The 17,797-nt window shown below is 60.9% G+C and carries 15 protein-coding genes; 9 read left to right on the top strand and 6 right to left on the bottom strand.

Annotation, left to right across the window (positions count from 1 at the left end):
* Position 1: 1 nt before the first annotated feature.
* The 6 genes from TR61_RS05995 to TR61_RS05970 form a co-directional block, all read right to left on the bottom strand.
* Positions 2–2,053: a dynamin family protein gene (locus tag TR61_RS05995; RefSeq protein WP_050928997.1), complete on the bottom strand. Its 2,052-nt coding sequence runs from the start codon at positions 2,051–2,053 to the stop codon at positions 2–4.
* Between the two features lie 145 nt (positions 2,054–2,198).
* Entirely contained in the window at positions 2,199–3,446 is a 1,248-nt protein-coding gene (locus TR61_RS05990) for a hypothetical protein (protein WP_050928996.1), read from the bottom strand.
* Complete coding sequence (locus TR61_RS05985; protein WP_050928995.1) at positions 3,443–4,462, bottom strand: PP2C family protein-serine/threonine phosphatase; 1,020 nt, start codon at positions 4,460–4,462, stop codon at positions 3,443–3,445. The genes TR61_RS05990 and TR61_RS05985 overlap by 4 nt, the downstream gene beginning before the upstream one ends.
* A gap of 3 nt (positions 4,463–4,465) precedes the next feature.
* On the bottom strand, positions 4,466–5,569 hold the full coding sequence (locus TR61_RS05980; protein WP_050928994.1) for an FHA domain-containing protein: 1,104 nt from the start codon (positions 5,567–5,569) through the stop codon (positions 4,466–4,468).
* 14 nt (positions 5,570–5,583) lie between these two features.
* On the bottom strand, positions 5,584–6,927 hold the full coding sequence (locus TR61_RS05975) for a serine/threonine protein kinase (protein WP_050928993.1): 1,344 nt from the start codon (positions 6,925–6,927) through the stop codon (positions 5,584–5,586).
* A 157-nt stretch (positions 6,928–7,084) separates the two neighbouring features.
* Positions 7,085–7,489: a (R)-mandelonitrile lyase gene (locus tag TR61_RS05970; RefSeq protein WP_050929062.1), complete on the bottom strand. Its 405-nt coding sequence runs from the start codon at positions 7,487–7,489 to the stop codon at positions 7,085–7,087.
* A gap of 206 nt (positions 7,490–7,695) precedes the next feature.
* On the opposite strand from TR61_RS05970, the gene TR61_RS05965 reads away from it, so the two are divergent.
* The 9 genes from TR61_RS05965 to TR61_RS05925 all read left to right on the top strand — a co-directional run bounded on the left by TR61_RS05965 (position 7,696) and on the right by TR61_RS05925 (position 17,759).
* The gene (locus TR61_RS05965) at positions 7,696–8,736 is read left to right on the top strand and encodes a response regulator (RefSeq protein WP_050928992.1); all 1,041 of its coding nucleotides are present in this window, start codon (positions 7,696–7,698) and stop codon (positions 8,734–8,736) included.
* A 98-nt stretch (positions 8,737–8,834) separates the two neighbouring features.
* A complete protein-coding gene (locus TR61_RS05960) occupies positions 8,835–10,229 on the top strand; it encodes a sensor histidine kinase (protein ID WP_050928991.1) in 1,395 nt (464 codons plus the stop codon).
* Between the two features lie 280 nt (positions 10,230–10,509).
* Positions 10,510–11,274, top strand: a complete 765-nt coding sequence (locus TR61_RS05955) for an acyl-homoserine-lactone synthase (protein WP_082181860.1) — start codon at positions 10,510–10,512, stop codon at positions 11,272–11,274.
* Positions 11,275–11,422: 148 nt separating this feature from the next.
* A complete protein-coding gene (locus TR61_RS05950) occupies positions 11,423–13,003 on the top strand; it encodes an ABC transporter substrate-binding protein (RefSeq protein ID WP_050928990.1) in 1,581 nt (526 codons plus the stop codon).
* A gap of 148 nt (positions 13,004–13,151) precedes the next feature.
* Entirely contained in the window at positions 13,152–13,679 is a 528-nt protein-coding gene (locus tag TR61_RS05945) for a DUF4329 domain-containing protein (RefSeq protein ID WP_050928989.1), read from the top strand.
* 201 nt (positions 13,680–13,880) lie between these two features.
* On the top strand, positions 13,881–14,855 hold the full coding sequence (locus TR61_RS05940) for an ABC transporter permease (protein WP_050928988.1): 975 nt from the start codon (positions 13,881–13,883) through the stop codon (positions 14,853–14,855).
* Positions 14,855–15,817 carry an ABC transporter permease gene (locus TR61_RS05935; RefSeq protein ID WP_050928987.1) on the top strand — a complete coding sequence of 321 codons (963 nt, stop codon included), beginning with the start codon at positions 14,855–14,857 and terminating at the stop codon, positions 15,815–15,817. Before TR61_RS05940 ends, TR61_RS05935 begins: the two co-directional genes overlap by 1 nt.
* Entirely contained in the window at positions 15,814–16,794 is a 981-nt protein-coding gene (locus TR61_RS05930; protein WP_050928986.1) for an ABC transporter ATP-binding protein, read from the top strand. Before TR61_RS05935 ends, TR61_RS05930 begins: the two co-directional genes overlap by 4 nt.
* Positions 16,791–17,759 (top strand): ABC transporter ATP-binding protein, encoded by a 969-nt coding sequence (locus tag TR61_RS05925; RefSeq protein WP_050928985.1) that lies wholly within the window; start codon positions 16,791–16,793, stop codon positions 17,757–17,759. Before TR61_RS05930 ends, TR61_RS05925 begins: the two co-directional genes overlap by 4 nt.
* Positions 17,760–17,797 lie beyond the last annotated feature (38 nt).

Raw genomic sequence — 17,797 nt, 5'->3', positions numbered from 1 at the left:
CTCAGGCCGCACAGGTCGACAGCGTGCGCATGGTGTCCTCCAGCGCGGCGCGGCGATGGGCGAGGTCATCTGCCGACAGGGCCGCGTCGAAGGCGTCGGTGCCGTGCTGGGCCTTGTCGGCCAGTTCCAGCATCAGCGCGCGCTGTTCGTCGATGAATTGCGTCAACGTGGCGATGACGGCCTGCTGCAGAACCTCGGCCTGATCATATTTCAGCTCGGCCAGAATGGTGTCGGTCTCGCCCTTGATCATGGCGCGGAAGCTTTCGGCGAAGGCCTTGTAGCCGCGTGTGCGTCTCCACCAGCTGGACCACCAGCCATCCTTGAAATCCAGCGCGATGGTCTGGCCCAGGCCGACGGGTGGGTTCACTTCGGGGGCGGTAGGGGCTTCGATGCCGAACCCGTTGATCACGCCGCCGAAAGATGTGCCGTAAAGCTGGGCGATCTCGGTCGCGGTCGCGTCGTACTGACGCTGGGCCGCGCTGCGCGTCTGGTTGCCGAACACGGTATAGGCCGAGCGCAACAGCATCCGCAGACCGGTCGGGTCATAGGACCAGGTGGGTTCTTCCCCATGGGTTTCCAGATGCTTGATCAGCGAATGGGTGGCGCGATCAAGGAAGTTACCATGCGCGCGGTCCGACCGCGCGTGATAGGATTTCACGATTCCCGCCATTTCCGCGCGCAGGCTGGACATGTTGCGCTTTGCAATGGTGTCGAGCGCTTCGGCAATGGCGTGCTTGTCGACCTGAGCCGGCATATCGCCCTCGGCCGAGACTGTGATCGCCTCGGAAATCTTCAGGCTGCCTGCCAAATTCATGGCATTGCGCGCGGTTTTCGACAGGATTTCCTTGCCCTGGCCATTCACCACGCGGGTGCCGATCGCGCGATACAGCGCGGGCAGGCCTGACAATTCCCAGACCATCTTGGCGGGCGACTGGTCATCGCCGGGTTCCATCATCTTCGACGCCCAGTTCAGAAGCGCGTCAGCGCTGTCGGGGGCCATGTTTTCGATGTCATTGGCCAGCACCTTGCCCGCCCAATAGGCCGAGCCGAAGACGATCTCGCAATCTTCAGGGCCGTTTTGCGCCTTGAGCGTTTCGCGGATCGAGGCGCGGATTTCGTCGATCTGGGCGGCGGGGTCGGGCAGTTCGTCGATGCGGTTCACGAAGATGATCACATCGCGGGTATTGAGGTTCGAGATCAGACGGATCACCGCCATGTCCACCGAGCTGAGCGCCTGATGGGCCGACAAGACCAGTACGCACAGGCGGCTGTCGCGGATGGCCTGAATGGTGACCTGTTCGCGCATCATGAAGGTGTCGTTCACACCTGGTGTGTCGCGCAGGCACAGGGGCACCGGCAGGTCGGGGGCCTGCAGATACAGATCGGCGGATTTGGTGATATCGGCAAATCGGCCCTGATCGGCGGCGTCGGGTTCGTCGTCGAACAGATCGCCCAGGCAGATGTAACGTTCGATCAGGTTCTTGTCGAAATAGCCGTATTCGTGGGACTGGCCCAACAGCAGCTCGAATTTCCGGCCCAGACGGGCGCGGGATTTCTCGCGCATCTCTTCAATCTGTTCGCGGATTTTCTGCACTTCGCCCGCGGCACCGGCACGGTCGGCCATCTCACCCAGACGGCCGCCTTTCTGCATTAGCCGGTCCCATTCGCCCGAGCCGAAGAATTTGAACTCGGCCCGCGCGGCGGTGTCCTGCTTGTGTGGCGTGAGGTGGAGCGATGTGACAACGGATGTCCAGGGGTTCACATCCGACGGCAACAGATCCGACCAGCCGGCCATCGCATTGACCAGCGCTGTCTTGCCGGCCTTGACCTGGCCCAGAAGCGTCACGCTGGGTTCAAAGCCGCGCAGTTCGGCGCGCATCCGGTCGACGCTGCGCTTGAGCGCGTTGTCGCCCTGCTCGGCCAGATCGACCAGCGCCTGATCCAGGCGCGCCATCTCTTCCGAGAACGCGTCCAGCGTCTCAAGCCCTGCGCGGGTAATGTCTGTGCGGCGCTCGATCCGCAGTTCGGTTGCAGGCGTGTTTTCTGTGCCCATTCTTCTTACCCCAACTTACACCGCGCCAAAGACCGACCTGTCTGCACAGGCATGCGCGCGATGATTTTTTTCTGCGTCAAAACTGGATGAAAAATGTGGTGAATTTGGGGCCATCATCCGACGATAAAGGACAGTTTGCTGAATTTTAGCCTGCTGTTTTCTCTGCGACTTCTTTCTTGAGTTGCAACAGCAGCGTCACCGCGTCCGAGACCGCGTCTTCCGATTTTTCCAGCTGCAAAAGCACCATCATATCGGCGCTTTCCATGACCTCTTCCTGCAGTTCGGCCAGGGATGGATCGGACTGATCGAAATCCTGCAACAGCGTGCTGAGCTGATTGGCCGTATCCAGGCAATGTTCAAGGATCGCATCGGTGCTGTCATTGCCGGGGGAATCCAGGCTGCTGATCAGCTTTTCGGCGCGGTCCTGCAGATAATCCAGCGCCTCTACAAAGACTTCGCGATTGCGCTGGGCCTTGCCCATGGCTTCGGCCGTCTCCGGGATGACCGAGATCTTGCGCACGGTCTCATCCTGCGTCTCGCGGGTTTCTCCGCGCATGCGTTCGATCTGCGACACGACCGCCGAATACCGGCTCAGGAACAAAAGCGCGTTGTCGGTATCGGCGCGGCGGCCGGTGTCGACCAGTTTCAGCACCGCTTCGTGCAGGGCGTGACCGCCGCTGGCGCTCCAGACTTCGGAGTCGGGGATTTCGGGGCCGGTGCGGGCGGAAATCGCCTGGATCGTGGCCACGGAATAGAGGCTGTGAAATTCCTGGGCGACGATCTCTTCAAGCGAGGCGATGTGATCCTGCAGGACGCCCTTCATCAACAGCTGATCTGCTTTGGTGATGACCAGAAAGCTGTGATCCTTCAGCGCGTCGCGGGCCGGAGCCCAAAGCGCGCGTTCGATGGCGTCGAAACTTTGCGTGCACCAGAGCGCCACATCGGCGCGGTCGCAGGCCCACGTCGCCATATCGCGCTGCGCTGCCGATGTGCCGCTGAGCGTCACTTCGGTCAGGTTGAACTTGTTCAGGACAGGCAGCGGCAATTCGACCCGGACCATCACCGTATCATCGGGAAAGGGAACGTCGGGGCCGGCGGTCCAGTGTTGGATGGTGTCGTCTTCGCGGATCACGAAGACGCGCGGCGCTTCGCCATAAACGATTTCGCAGGTGTCCAGATCGGCGATCTGGGGATAGATCGCGTGGCCCAGCAGCATATTGATCAGCCGCGACTTGCCGCTTTGCGGCTTGCCCAGCACCACGATCTGCACGGGCGAGCGTAACCGGTCGAGCAGGCGCGCGCCCAGCGCCTTCGCCTCGTCCGGGAAGCGATCGGAGTCAAGCACCAGGGACAGTTGGTTCAAGACCGCCTCGGTGGCGTGAGTCTGGCTCATGCCGACCTCTCTGAGGGGCGTTTGAAATGATACAGCATCGACAGACCCCCCAAAGTCTTACGTGCGATCACGGTGATCTTGTTGCCTGACCGTGTGGAGGCCGTGGCGGCAATCTGCGGCTCTTCGGCGACCTCGTCTTCGGCGGCGATGGCCTCTTCCTCAAGGAACAGGTTGCTGATCGTTTCTTCGGCGTCGGGCGTGATATGCACCGGGGCTTTCTGCGTTTGGCCGGTATCGGCCTTGATCACGCAGATCGACACGTTGTCCTGGTGCGGATCGTCCAGTGCCTCAAGCGCGCTGATCAGGCTGCGGGCGATCTCGGCGCTGCTGTCACCGGCCTTTTCCTGGATCAGCCCTTCGATTTCGGAGTTCTCAAGGAATTGCAGCCCATCGCTGGCCACGACAACGATATCGCCGGGGCGCAGTGTCAGGGGCTTTTTCGGGCAGTCGATGCGCGCGATCTCGTCTCCGATCAGGACCGAGGTCAGGCAATGCCGGTCGGGATGGTTTTCCGCCGTCTGCTGATCCATCAGACCCTTGCGCACAAGAAGGTCGATCTGGCCCGCCAGCGAATGATCTTCATTCAGCTGCATCAGCTCGCCATCGCGGAACAGATAAAGCGGTGAATCCCCAACCGAGACCCAGAACATCTTGTCGCCAAGCAGAACCGGGGCCACCAGTGTCGCGCCCATGCCGTGGCTGCCGGGATTGTGCTGGGCGTGCAGGCGGACGCATTCATTGGCCACGCTTGCGGCCTGCGCCAGGATTGCAGGCATGTTGGCTTCGAAACGCCCGGCCTCTCCGCTTTGGAGTTTCAGTTCGCTGAAGACTTCGGTCACGACGATCTTGCTGGCCACGTCACCGGCGGCGTGTCCGCCCATGCCATCGGCCAGAACCGCAAACCCGATATCACCATCCAGCGGGAAGTCGGCGATCACCGCGTCTTCCTGGCTGTCACGCTGACCCTGCGCAAGCGCAGTGGCCACATCATAGGTGAGTTTCGGCATCTCCGTCATCGATCAGAGACCTTCTTGCGCCCAGGAGAAGGTGTCGTCGCAGAGCGCCACAAAGCGCAGTGTCGTCTCGCCGATACGGATGACGGCGCCTGTGGTGATTTCTTCCGTGCTCAGGACTGGGCGGTCATTCAGGCGCACCATGTTGGCCTTGCCGCCATGACCCAGATAAAAGCCGCCCTGTTCCTCGTCATAGGCGATGGCGGCGTGGTTCGACCGCGAAATGCTGGTATCGCCGAAATCAAGCCGTACGGCCTGATCGTCGCCGCGGCCGATCTGCGACACACCGCTGTGCAGCGCGAAGGACGCGCCGCGGCCCGGGCCGCCGGTGACCACCAGCCAGCCCACCGGGAAGGTGGTTTGCGGGGCGGGCGCGCCGTCGGTCGGGGCGGCGCTGGCGAAGGGATCTTTCATCGGCGCTTCTTCGGTGCCGAAACCCAGCAGGCGCGTCTTGACCCGGCCCGCGCCACGGCCCGACCGGCCAGAGGCGGGGGCAGGCACGGCGATCATCGCCTGGATGTCTTCTTCGCCCATGTCCTTCTGCGCGCCACGCCCCTGCATCGCCGGAAAGGCGCTGGGCGCGGGTTCGGGATCTGCCGGGGCCTCAACAGGCGGGGCGGCGTCGTAAAGCCTGCGGGGGCGCGCCATAGGAGGGGGGGCCGGTTCGGGCTCTGGCTGCGGCTCGGGATCGCCAAAGCTGTCTTCGATGGGCGCGTCCTCTTCCTCTTCCATCTCCTGCAAGGTGGAGCGATGACGGCTCAGGAAATCGCTTTCGTCGAAATCGTCGGAACCCAGGTCTTCGCCATCCTCTTCGATCTCTCCGAACAGGTTGTCGCTGTCGTCTTCGAAATCCAGCGCGTGGTCTTCGTCCTGCACCGGCATCGGGTCATCGTCTTCGGCCAGTGCTTTGGCGGCGTCCTCGCCCAACAGGCGTTTGAAAACGTCATCCCCGTCCAGATACGCGCTGTCGGACAGGCGCGTCATCGTGCGGTCCCTGCGCGTCGGTTCCGGGGTGGTCACGGGCTCGGGCCGCACCGACGCATTGGCGCGCGGCTCTGCCTGTGTTTTGCCTTCCGAGCGTTCGGCAATGATATCGCGAATGAACTTCATAACATTTCCCCAGATCAGTTCGTAACAGAGCGTTTGGGATCAGATTGCCCCGGCACCAGCCGGGAGATCAGAGATTTCAGGAAGCGTTGCTTGCCTTTTGGCGCGTCAGCAGCAAGTGCGGCGGCTTCTGCCTTGGCTTGCCGGGCTAATGCGCGTTCCTGTTCGCGCATCCATTTGTCCACGTCCTCGATCGGGTTGCCGAAGATATCGACGGGGATCTCGGGTCGCTTTTCTTCTTTCTTGACCGGGATCACCGGGCTTAGCGGGTTGGACACATGGGTCATGTTGCGGTGCACGCGCTTCAGATCGCCGGGCTTGCCCTGTTCCAGATCGCGGTTGGTGTCCTGCACCAAGCGTGACAGTTCCCGCGTCATCGGTTCTTCGTCCAGCGAAGGGCCGGGGGCCTCTTCGCGCGGGGCGGGGGCCTTCGCGGCGCGGGGCGCGCGGTCTTCGATCACGTCCAGCCATTCCGCGGCCGATTGGGGGCGGCCTTCCGGGAAGACGGCCAATGCCTGGTCAATCATACCCAGGAAAACATCGTCAAAGCCGTCCACACGGCCAACCAGCGGCACATAGGTATCCCCGGTTTCGCTGGCACTGGCGGCCAGGCGTTCCTGGCTGTGCGGCGGCGCCTCACCCGTAATCACGTGATAGAAGGTGGCCCCCAGCGCATAGAGATCGCTGGCCTCGGTCTGGCCCACACCGGGGAGATAGAATTCCTGCGGGGAATACCCGTCTTTCACCGCCAGAAGCGCAGACAGCGCGCGATGCGCCTTGGTCACATGTTCGCGCGCGGCGCCGAAATCGATCAGCGTGAGATTGTCGTCCCAATCCAGCAGGAAGTTATCGGGCGAGATATCGCGGTGCAGAATGCCACGTTCATGGATATAGTCGATGGCGCGTAGCGATTGCGTCAGCAGGCTGCGGATCAGCTTGGGCTTGAGGCGGTGCGGCTCTTCTTCGATCACCATCAGAAGGTCGATGCCGTCCAGATAATCCAGCGCCATATAGGCGGTGTTGTTTTCCTCAAACACCTGATGAACACCCACGATATTGGGATGTTTCAGCCGGGACAGACGGCGCGCTTCCCGCAGGAAGTGGCGGGTGATTGATTCGAACTGAGCCAGCTGATCACGGCTGCGGGCCACGACCTGACCGTTCTTCCGGAAACAGATCGCGTTGGGATAACATTCCTTGACGACGACCCGCCGTTCCAAGCTGTCGCGCGCCAGATAGGTGATGCCGAACCCTCCGCGCACGAGATACCGCTCGATCACGTATTGACCGTGCAGCAAAGACGTCCCTGGCAGAAGTTCTTCTGCGATCTCGTCCTCGTGATGCATGGCTTGGTTCTGCATGCGCGCCTCTTTGCCCTCTTGTTTTACGGTGCGCTGAAAGGCGACGCACCGACCCAAGGACCACCATCACCAGAATTGTGATGATATCGTGGTCCTCGTCGGACAAACTGTGGGCATTATTGGGCGCGCGGCCCCGTCAGGCCATTTTTTGCCGGGCTCAGCCGGCAGGCGCGGTCAGATAATCGTCGTCGGATACATGTTCCAGCCAGTCCGCGACCGACCCGTCCAGCATTTCCTGAATCGCGATATGTGACATCATCGTGTCTGGCCCCGCGCCGTGCCAGTGTTCTTCTCCGGGGGGAATCCAGACTGTATCGCCTGCCCTGATCACACGCACCTCGCCATCGCGGGCGCCGATCCGCCCCACGCCCGAGACAACATATAACGTCTGTCCCAGCGGGTGCGTGTGCCATGCGGTGCGTGCGCCCGGGCAGAACGTCACTTTCAAGGCGCGCATCCGCGCCGGATCGGGCGCGACCATGATGGGATCCTGCCAGACGGTTCCGGTGAACCATTCCGGTGGAACTGAAGTCGTCGGGCGGCCGGCGGGGAAAATCTCCATCATCATGCTCCTTGTCATCGCTCTTCGCGGTATCTGATTGAAAATACCGGTGTTTCGCAAGCGCCAAGGCACAAAATGTCAAATCGGCGACATGGGGCTGCCTCTTTAACGGCTCATTTCGAAACTAGCACGGGATGGAAGCACCAACCGTTGGCCCTTCCGAGGCGGGCTTTCAGCAGTTCCTAGTGAGCGTTCTGGAGACGAAAATGAAGATCTTGGCCGTTGATGACGATCCCAGCATTCTCGAGGTGTTAGAAGCCGCCCTGAGCACGCTGGAAAATTACGACGTCTTCACCGCTATGTCCGCGGCCGAGGGTCTTGAGATCCTGATGGACCATCCCGAGATGTTCCAGGCCGCGCTGATTGATATCCAGATGCCCGAGATGAACGGGATCGAGCTGTGCCGCGAAATCCGCAAGCTGCCCGATTACACCGATACGCCGCTGATCGTGGTGACGGCGATGTCACAACGCTCTTATATCTCGGATGCGTTCCGCGCAGGGGCAACCGATTACGTTACCAAACCGTTCGACCTGATCGACCTGCGTAGTCGGGTTGCATCCGCCGTGCGCCAAGCCTCGCGCAATGTGTCCAAGCGTGCCTCGGGAACGCGCGATTTGTCCGAGGCTTTGCAACTGCGCAACGTCACGCGGTTTCTGGGACAGGACGAATACGAAAACTATGTGATGCAGATTTCGCAGAGCCTGACCTCGAAATCTTCGGTCGTCGCGATCAAGGTCAACAATGTGAAACACCTGCATGATGCGCTTGAACCCGAAGAGTTTCAGGCCGCGATGGAAACGGTTGGCAAGTCAATCTCGGAACTGACGCGCCAGGATGGGCACATGATCTCCTATCGTGGGAACGGTATTTTCCTATGCATCCGCATCGGTCGCTATGACGTGCTGCCCGACAGTTTCGAATTGGTTCTCAATCGCGAGATCTATGCAAACAAACCGGACGCATTGGCCAAAGTGGCCCTGAACGCATCGGTCGGCGATACCGCCGTTCTGCGATCGAATTCCAAGGTGGAAGCGCTGGACGCGCTGGGCGCGGCCATCGCCAGCGCCGAGGAGCGGGCCGAAAGCGCCTCTCTCGGGCCGGATATGTCGCGCCGGATCCTGTCGAACCAGTCGCGCAGCACAGAAGAAAAACGCGTCGAACGCCGTGTCTATTCCCGGCTTTTGAAGGATGTGATGCGCGAAGACGGGCCATTGGAACCCAATTTCGGGCGACAATCGCGGTAATCACTGCCCTATTAATAACAAACTGTGGACAATTTATCCGCAATTTGGCCCGCCATACTGTCTGCGAGCAGGACTGACAGTGGAGGCGGCGCAGAAAAATGAGCGTTGCGGATCTAAACACACAAGAAGAAGAAAGCGCGTGGTTCAAGCTGGACCGTCTTGAGCGCCAGCTGAAGGATTACGTCGGCATCACCACAAAGCTGCTTTGGCAGCGGCAGGTGATTTTCCTGGCGGCTACCTTGCTGTCGATTTTCTATTTCGACCCTGTCATGCCGCTGCTGTGCTACGGCATCGTTCTGCTGACTGACATTTTCGATTTGTCGCTGGCCCGCCGGGTGCAGGCCTGGAAGGATCACGACCCGCGCCGCGCACGCGAATTCCTGATGTGGATCATGGTGAACACCGCGCTCAGCGCCGGTGCCATCAGTGCCTTTGTGTTCACAATTTCACTGGAACAGGAATCCGGCGGTCACTTCACCCCGCTGTTTTTCCTGTTTGCCGCGGGCGTCTTTGCCGCGATGAACAATCACCAGCTTATGCCGGCCCTTGTGCTGCGGCTGGCGATCTATTTCACGACCTTCTTCGCCATCTCCCTGATCGACATCTGGCGGTATAACCCGCCGCTGGATTCCCAGGCCTGGCTGCATTTCTTCACCGTGATCTTCGTGGTCTATTTCATCGTGGACTGTTCGTTCGCGTTCCTGCGTCTTTACCGTCAGGGCATCCGCCAACTGGAAGAGCTGCAGGAAGAACACCAGCGCACCAAGGCCGCCTATGAAGTGAAATCGAAATTCATCTCGACCGTGAGCCACGAGCTGCGCACGCCGCTGACCTCGATCAAGGGGTCGCTCGACCTGCTGAATTCAGGCGCGCTGGGCGACGTTCCCGAAACCATGCGCCCCATGGTCGAGATCGCTGGCAAGAACTCCAAACGTCTTGCGGATCTGATCAACGATCTGCTGGATCTGCAGAAGATCGAGGCGGGCGAGATGGTCTATCGCTTCGAACCGCTCAGCGTCACCCAGCTGATTCAGGACGCGATCGAGGCCAACCAGGGCTATGCGGATAGCCTGGGCATTGAACTGATTGCAAACCCGCCGATCCCCGATGTTCAGATCGAAGGGGACGAGGCGCGGCTGATGCAGGTGATGGCTAATGTTATCTCGAACGGTCTCAAATTCTCGCATGAAGGGGGCGCGGTGCGTGTCTTTGGCGAACATGTGGGCCAGAAGGTACGCATCTGCGTCAAGGACAGCGGTATCGGCATTCCCGAAGACGCCAAGGACAAGGTGTTTGGCAAGTTCACGCAGGTTGACAACTCGGATCAGCGGCGCAAGGGCGGCACCGGTCTGGGGATGAACATCACCAAGCAGATTGTGGAACGTCACAAGGGCGAGATCGATTACATCAGCCGCCTGGGGCAGGGGACGACCTTCTTCATCGAATTCGATATCTTCGATCCGACTAAAGTTTTTCTTGATGCGGCAGAGTGATGAGTCGGTTTGAAAGCCTTGCCCTTGGGTCAAGTTTTCCTGGCAAACGCCTCAATTTTCATCGGAAAACGGGTTCTACTTGACGTTGAATAGCGAAAGGTTAACGCAAATCGAACGCGACTGACGCGCATTGGCATCAGAATTTTTTTGTCTGTGTGCCCCGCCCGCAACATGTTTCGATTTGGTTAATTTTTTGTCAACATTGCGGCAAGGCGACGGTGGACGTGCACCCTGCTATTCGGCTTATGGTTGTTAAAAAGACAACAACCCGAGGCAAGGGATGCAGATCACGCGGATGGCGGGGACGGCTGTGCCGTCGTCGTCCATATTTCCGGAATTGGAGCCGGCCGAAAAACCGACCGCCGTTCAGGCGGCGAAGCATACCGTGCGCTCCAAGCTTCGGATTGTATCCGAGCCGGTTGATCGGAACGCGGCCACGCATGTGCGCGCCACGGTCCTGTCCTTTGCCAATATGCACCGCTATGGCGATTTGTGGGGTGCGTTCATGCGCGCTCGCAAAGAGGTGTTTGTCGATCGTCTGAAATGGAACCTGCCGATTTCTGACGGGATGGAGTTCGACCAATACGACACGCCCTATGCGCGCTGGGTCGTGATCCATGAATACGGAGAGATCCTGGGCGGCGTCCGCCTGTCCCCCACAACGGCCAAGGTCGGCATGCACAGTTATATGCTGCGCGATGCGCAACTGGGTCTGCTGGAAGGCATTCCCACCGATGTGCTGTTCTTCGAAGCCCCGGTGGAGGACCGTATACTCGAGGCGACGCGGCTGTTTATAACCGATGCAGTGCCTGCCGAACGCCGTTTGGCGGTTCAGACCGTGCTGATGGAAAACTTCGCCAGCGCCGCGCGCGTGCAGGGCGCCACCCATGTGATCGGCATTGTGCCCGCGGTCTGGTCCCGCTGGTTGCGTCGGCTGGAACTGGGCGCCGTGCCAGTCGGCCCCCGGTTCGAGATTGATGGCACACGCTCACAAGCGGCGCTTTTCAACGTGATCAAGCAGGATGGCAGCGCGAAAGAACGCTGATTCCTGCGGCAGATCCCCCGAAAAATCGCCTGACCATGCGTCATGTTTTGACCAATCGGTTGAAAAAGCGCGACGCATTCGTCTTTCTTACGCGCAGGTGACGCAGTAAGATGCATCCCACAAAAACCAAAACGGGGAGATCACGAAAATGATCAGAACACTGCTTTATGCAGCCACGGCGATGGCGCTTGTCGCACCCGCCGTTCAGGCCGAGACGCTGAAATGGGCGCGTGCCGGTGACGCGCTGACACTGGATCCGCATGCCCAGAACGAAGGGCCCACTTCGGCTCTGGGACATCAGATCATGGAGCCTCTGGTGATGCGCGACATGACCGGCGCCATCGTGCCGGCACTGGCCACGGAATGGGGTCCGTCGGAATCTGACCCCAATGTCTGGACCTTCAAACTGCGCGAAGGCGTCACCTTCCATGACGGCGCCGAGTTCGACAGCGAAGACGTCGTCTTCTCGCTGAACCGCGCGATGACGCCTGACAGCGACTATAAGGAGCTGCTGGCCTCGGTCACCGAGGTGCGCGCGCCTGACAAGTATACGGTCGAGATCGTCACCGATGGTCCGAACCCGATCATGCCCAACAACCTGACCAACATGTTCATCATGGACAAAGGCTGGGCCGAGGCGAACAATGCCGTGAAGGTGCAGGATTACGAGGGTGGTGAAGACACCTATGCCGCCAAGAACGCCAACGGCACCGGCCCCTACAAGCTGATCAGCCGCGAGCCTGACGTGCGCACCGTGCTTGAGATCAACGAGAACTACTGGGGCAAGGATGAATTCCCCCTGGAAGTGACCCGGATCGAATACACGCCCATCCAGAACGCGGCGACCCGTGTCGCAGCCCTTCTGTCGGGTGAGGTCGACTTCATCCAGGACGTGCCGGTGCAGGACCTTCAGCGCGTTGCCGCAGCCGATGGTCTGGACGTGCGCACCGCGCCGCAGAACCGCGTGATCTTCTTTGGGATGAACATGGGCGACGCGGATCTGGCCAATGACAATGTCGAAGGCGCCAACCCGCTGGCCGATGTGCGCGTGCGCAAGGCCATGTCGATGGCGATTAACCGCGACGCGATCCAACAGGTCGTGATGCGCGGCCAGTCGGCCCCGGCTGGCATGATCGCACCGCCCTTCGTGAACGGCTGGAACGAGGCGATGGACAGCTCGTCCACCACCGATATCGAAGCGGCCAAGGCGCTGATGGAAGAAGCGGGCTATGGCAACGGCTTCTCGATCCAGCTGGATTGCCCGAATGACCGCTACATCAACGATGAAGCGATCTGTCAGGCGGCTGTTGGCATGCTGGCGCAGATCGGCGTGACCGTGAACCTGGATGCCAAGCCCAAGGCGCAGCACTTCCCGCTGATCAACAATCTGGAAACGGATTTCTACATGCTGGGCTGGGGCGTTCCGACCTACGATTCCGAATATATCTTCAACTTCCTGGTCCACACCAAGGGTGAGAAGTACGGCTCGTGGAACGGCACACGCTACTCCAACCCGGAGCTGGATGCGATGATCGTGGCGCTGGCATCGGAAACCGACCTGCCCAAGCGGAACGAGATGATCAACACCATCTGGCAAACCGTTCAGGAAGATCAGCTGTATATCCCGATCCACCACCAGGTGCTGAACTGGGGCATGAAGTCGAACGTGGGCACCATCGTCGCGCCTGACGACACGGCCAAGTTCAAATACTTCACCATGGGCGGCTGATCTGCCCCTGGCAAAAGCCAAGCGCGCGCCCCGGTCGGTATACCCCGCCGGGGCGCTTTCGTTCTGCCCCCGGTGCATCCCCTCACGATTGCGCGTAGATGGCTCTTGCTGCTTGTCGCCCCCTTCCGCAAGGCGTAGCCTTGGCAACATGATCTGGCGCTATCTGACCCTTTTTGTTGCCCTTGCCCTGGCTGCCCCGGCCCAGGCCCAATCGCGGGTCGAGCTGGACCTGGCCCGCCAGACGCTGCGCGCGCTGCAGGCAGAGTCGATCCGGGGCAACCGTGAATTTTGCGGAGTGATCGGCAAAGACCAGGCGGGCCGTCTTGTCGTTAGCCCTGCCGCCCGCGGGTCGCGCGCACGCTGCCGCTATCCCAATGCGCCCGCCGGGACGCGGGTGGTGGCCACCTTCCACACCCATGGCGCCTTTCTGGAGCGTTTCGATAACGAGGTGCCCTCGGTCCTTGATGTGCTGGCGGACATGACCACGGGAACCAGCGGCTATATCTCGACCCCCGGTGGGCGGTTCTGGTATATTAATGGCCGCACGGGCGAGGTGCGGTTGATCTGCGGACCGAAATGCCTGCCCTGGGATCCGCGATATGTGCCGGGTCTGGCGGGGCCGGTGGCGGGGAAATACACGCTGGATCAACTCAAGCGTCGGCAGCTTCGATACTGAAGCAGGCCTGAACGGCGCGGAAATTCCCATGCCAAGATGTCGTGAGCCCAGTGTCCCTCCCGCAATCTCCCCTGGTTGATGAAATCCCAGGCAGGGTCACTGCAGTTCCCCGCAGGTCAAGTGATGAACTGGACCTGCCGCCCTTGACCGGCGGGTCTCGGTAACGCAAAAGAGCCGCCATCATCAAGGGGTGGGTGTGCCATGCTGGCCTTTGTTCTCAGGCGTGTTTTCCAGTCGCTTCTGGTCCTGCTTGTCGTGGGTCTGGTGGCGTTTTCCATGTTCCGTTTTGTCGGCGACCCGGTCGACAACATGCTGGGGCAGGAACGCACGCAGGCCGATATCGACCGACTGCGCACGCAGCTGGGTTTGGATCAGCCCTTCCCGGTGCAGTATTTCAAGTTTCTGCAAGGCGCGGTTCAGGGCAATTTCGGCGTGTCGTACAGGCAGGGCCGCCCTGTGGCCGATATCATCGCCGAACGCGCCCCTGCCACGCTGGAGCTGGCTGCGGTTTCGGGGCTGTTCGCGATCACGCTTGGGATTATTTTGGGCGTCTTCACCGCGATCCGACGAAACGGGGTGGCGGCCAACGCCATCATGACGCTGTCACTGATCGGGGTTTCCCTTCCGACCTTCCTGATCGGCATATTGCTGATCTATGTCTTTTCGGTGGAATTGGACATGCTGCCCAGTTTCGGCAGGGGAGACGTGGTTGATGTGGGCTGGTGGTCCACCGGATTTCTGACCAAGTCGGGACTAATGGCGCTGATCCTGCCGTCGATCACGCTGGGTCTTTATCAGATGACGCTGATCATGCGGTTGGTGCGCTCGGAAATGCTGGAGGTGCTGCGGCAGGATTACATCCGCTTCGCCCGTGCCCGCGGCCTGCGCGAACGCGCGGTGAATTTCCGCCATGCGATCAAGAACACGCTGGTGCCGGTGATCACGGTGACGGGCCTGCAGCTGGGCTCCATCATCGCCTTTGCGATCATCACCGAGACGGTGTTCCAATGGCCGGGTGTGGGGCTTTTGTTCATCAACGCGGTGCAGTTCGTCGATATCCCGGTGATGGCGGCCTACCTGATGCTGATTTCGGTGATGTTCGTGGCGATCAACCTGATCGTTGACCTGCTTTACTTTGCAATCGACCCGCGCCTGCGCGTGGATGGGAGGCACTGATGACCGACGAACTGGTTGATATCAAGGGCCGGGCCCAGGCCCCGCGCCGCTCCCGTCTGGGTGAATTCTTTTCGTCGGACTTCTTCTATATGTTCCGCCGGTCCCCGGTGGCCATCATCTCTTTCGCGGTGGTGGCTCTGCTTGTGCTGGCGGCTCTCTTAGCTCCGCTGATTGCGCCTTATGACCCATTCAACCCGGCGTCATTGAACCTGATGAACGGTTTCACGCCGCCCTCGACGCCCAATGCGTTTACTGGTGACACGTTCCTGCTGGGTACTGATGACCAAGGCCGGGACGTGTTCTCCACTATCCTTTACGGCATGCGCATTTCGCTGTTCGTGGGCTTTGCGGCGGTGCTGTTCGCGATGGTGCTCGGTGTGCTTTTGGGGCTGATCGCGGGCTATGTCGGCGGCTGGATCGAGACGCTGATCATGCGGATCGCCGATATCCAGCTGACCTTCCCGTCGATCCTTGTGGCCATGCTGATCTTTGGTGTGGCCAAGGGCTTCACGCCGGTGGAATACCGCGACCAGATGGCGATCTGGGTCCTGATCGTGGCCATTGGCCTGTCCGACTGGGTGCAGTTCGCGCGCGTCGTGCGCGGTGCCACCCTGGTGGAAAAGAACAAGGAATATGTGCAGGCGGCCAAGATGATCGGGCGCACCGGCCCGGCGATCATGCTGAAACACATCCTGCCCAACGTTTTGTCGCCTGTGCTGGTGATTGCCACGATCTCCCTCGCGCTGGCGATCATCGCCGAGGCGACGCTCAGCTTCCTTGGCGTCGGCGCGCCACCCACGCAGCCGTCGCTGGGCACGCTGATCCGCATTGGTCAGGGTTTCCTCTTCTCAGGGGAGTGGTGGATCCTGCTGTTCCCGGCGGCCACCCTTCTTGCGCTTGCCCTGTCGGTGAACCTGCTGGGCGACTGGCTGCGCGACGCCCTGAACCCGAGGCTCAGATGACCGATCCTGTTCTTTCCGTCAAAAACCTTGTTGTTGAAATCCCCACCCGCCGCGCCGTGCTGCGGCCTGTCGACGATGTGTCCTATGACATCGCACCGGGAGAGATCCTGGGCGTTGTGGGGGAATCTGGCGCGGGCAAATCCATGACCGGTAACGCGGTGATCGGCCTGCTGGACCGTCCCGCCCATATCGCGGGGGGCGAGATCTGGCTGAAAGGCAAACGCATCGACAACCTGCGCGCAGACCAGATGCGCAAGGTGCGGGGCAAGGAGATCGGCATGATCTTTCAGGATCCGCTGACCTCGCTGAACCCGCTTTTGCGCATCGGCGACCAGCTTGAGGAAACCATCCTCGAACACCTGCCCGTGTCCCGGGCCGAGGCGCGCAAACGCGCCTTGCAGGCGCTGGAAGAGGTGGGCATTCCCGCCGCCGCCGAACGGCTGGGATCATACCCGCATGAATTCTCGGGTGGTATGCGGCAGAGGGTAGTGATTGCGCTGGCGCTTTGTGCCGAGCCGTCGCTGGTCATTGCGGACGAACCGACAACGGCCTTGGATGTGTCGGTGCAGGCGCAGATCATTGCGCTTCTGAAGCGGCTTTGCCGGGAACGCGGCACCTCGGTCATTTTGGTGACCCACGACATGGGTGTGATCGCCGAAGCCGCCGACCGCGTGGCGGTGATGTATGCCGGACGTCTGGCCGAGCTTGGGCCGGTTGAACAGGTGCTTAACGCCCCGCGCCACCCCTATACAGACGGGCTGGTGGGATCGATGCCCATGGCCTCCGCCGGCAAGGAACGGCTGCGGCAAATCCCTGGATCGATGCCACGCCTGGGAAGCCTGCCCGATGGCTGCGCTTTTCACCCGCGCTGCCCCAAGGCCGACGCGGAATGCCGCCAGAATCCCGGGCCCACGCTGGACGCCACCGGAGGACGCGCTGCCTGCTGGTTCCCGGTGAGCCAGGAGGTGAGCGCATGAGCACGCTTGTTTCCATCCGCAACCTGACGCGGGTCTTCGATGTGTCTAAGCCTTGGCTGAACCGGGTGTTGGAGAATGAACCCAAACGTTTGCTGACGGCAGTGTCGGATGTGTCTTTCGAGGTCGAGGAAAACACCGTCTATGCGCTGGTCGGCGAAAGCGGGTCGGGCAAATCCACCATCGGGAAGATGCTGGTTGGGCTGCTGCGCCCCTCGGAGGGAGAGGTTGAGATCCGCGGCGTGAACCTGGCGGCGGAGAGCGATGCCAAGACCGTGGATCAGATCCGGTCTGATATTCAGATGATCTTTCAGGACCCCTATGCCTCGCTCAATCCGCGCTGGCGGGTGGGCGATATCATCACCGAACCGGTGGTCGCGCGCGGTGGCGATGCGACGGGGCTGGCCGCCAAATTGTTGGAGCAGGTGGGCCTTGCCGCCGAAGACGCGCAGAAATTTCCGCATGAGTTTTCCGGCGGACAGCGGCAACGGATCGGTGTCGCCCGCGCACTGGCGTCGAACCCCAAGCTGATTGTGTGTGACGAGCCGACCTCGGCGCTGGATGTGTCGGTACAGGCGCAGGTGCTGAACCTGATGTCGGATCTGAAGGATGATCTGGGCCTGACCTATCTGTTCATCAGCCATGATCTGACCGTTGTGCGGCACATGGCGGATGTCATCGGCGTGCTCTATCTGGGTCGTCTGGTGGAAGAGGCGGATCCCGATGCGCTGTTTACCACGCCCAAGCATCCCTACACTCAGATGCTGTTGGCCGCCGCCCCGCGCATGGATCAGATCGGGCGAGAGGTCGAACCGCCCAAGGGCGAAATCCCCGATCCGATCAACCCGCCCACTGGATGTGCGTTCCACCCACGCTGCCCGCTGGCGACGGACGTTTGTAAACAGAAGCGACCCGAGCTGCGGTATGTCGGCACCACCCGCGTGGCCTGCCATCACGCCGAGGGGTGAGGCCGCTTGGGGGCGCTGCCCCCAAACCCCCGGGGGTA

Origin of the sequence: Aestuariivita boseongensis, from assembly GCF_001262635.1 — a bacterium.
GTDB lineage: Bacteria > Pseudomonadota > Alphaproteobacteria > Rhodobacterales > Rhodobacteraceae > Aestuariivita > Aestuariivita boseongensis.
Note: the sequence above shows the minus strand (reverse complement) of the source record. Positions and strands in the feature narration are given on the sequence as shown.

What these genes read in the sequence shown, in the direction of transcription:
- TR61_RS05955 (WP_082181860.1), top strand. Translation starts at nt 10,510, where the DNA reads ATGCAGATCACGCGGATGGCGGGGACGGCTGTGCCGTCGTCGTCCATA.
- TR61_RS05995 (WP_050928997.1), bottom strand. Translation starts at nt 2,053, where the DNA reads ATGGGCACAGAAAACACGCCTGCAACCGAACTGCGGATCGAGCGCCGC.
- TR61_RS05975 (WP_050928993.1), bottom strand. Translation starts at nt 6,927, where the DNA reads ATGCAGAACCAAGCCATGCATCACGAGGACGAGATCGCAGAAGAACTT.
- TR61_RS05935 (WP_050928987.1), top strand. Translation starts at nt 14,855, where the DNA reads ATGACCGACGAACTGGTTGATATCAAGGGCCGGGCCCAGGCCCCGCGC.
- TR61_RS05965 (WP_050928992.1), top strand. Translation starts at nt 7,696, where the DNA reads ATGAAGATCTTGGCCGTTGATGACGATCCCAGCATTCTCGAGGTGTTA.
- TR61_RS05960 (WP_050928991.1), top strand. Translation starts at nt 8,835, where the DNA reads ATGAGCGTTGCGGATCTAAACACACAAGAAGAAGAAAGCGCGTGGTTC.
- TR61_RS05930 (WP_050928986.1), top strand. Translation starts at nt 15,814, where the DNA reads ATGACCGATCCTGTTCTTTCCGTCAAAAACCTTGTTGTTGAAATCCCC.
- TR61_RS05950 (WP_050928990.1), top strand. Translation starts at nt 11,423, where the DNA reads ATGATCAGAACACTGCTTTATGCAGCCACGGCGATGGCGCTTGTCGCA.
- TR61_RS05940 (WP_050928988.1), top strand. Translation starts at nt 13,881, where the DNA reads ATGCTGGCCTTTGTTCTCAGGCGTGTTTTCCAGTCGCTTCTGGTCCTG.
- TR61_RS05980 (WP_050928994.1), bottom strand. Translation starts at nt 5,569, where the DNA reads ATGAAGTTCATTCGCGATATCATTGCCGAACGCTCGGAAGGCAAAACA.
- TR61_RS05990 (WP_050928996.1), bottom strand. Translation starts at nt 3,446, where the DNA reads ATGAGCCAGACTCACGCCACCGAGGCGGTCTTGAACCAACTGTCCCTG.
- TR61_RS05970 (WP_050929062.1), bottom strand. Translation starts at nt 7,489, where the DNA reads ATGGAGATTTTCCCCGCCGGCCGCCCGACGACTTCAGTTCCACCGGAA.
- TR61_RS05925 (WP_050928985.1), top strand. Translation starts at nt 16,791, where the DNA reads ATGAGCACGCTTGTTTCCATCCGCAACCTGACGCGGGTCTTCGATGTG.
- TR61_RS05945 (WP_050928989.1), top strand. Translation starts at nt 13,152, where the DNA reads ATGATCTGGCGCTATCTGACCCTTTTTGTTGCCCTTGCCCTGGCTGCC.
- TR61_RS05985 (WP_050928995.1), bottom strand. Translation starts at nt 4,462, where the DNA reads ATGACGGAGATGCCGAAACTCACCTATGATGTGGCCACTGCGCTTGCG.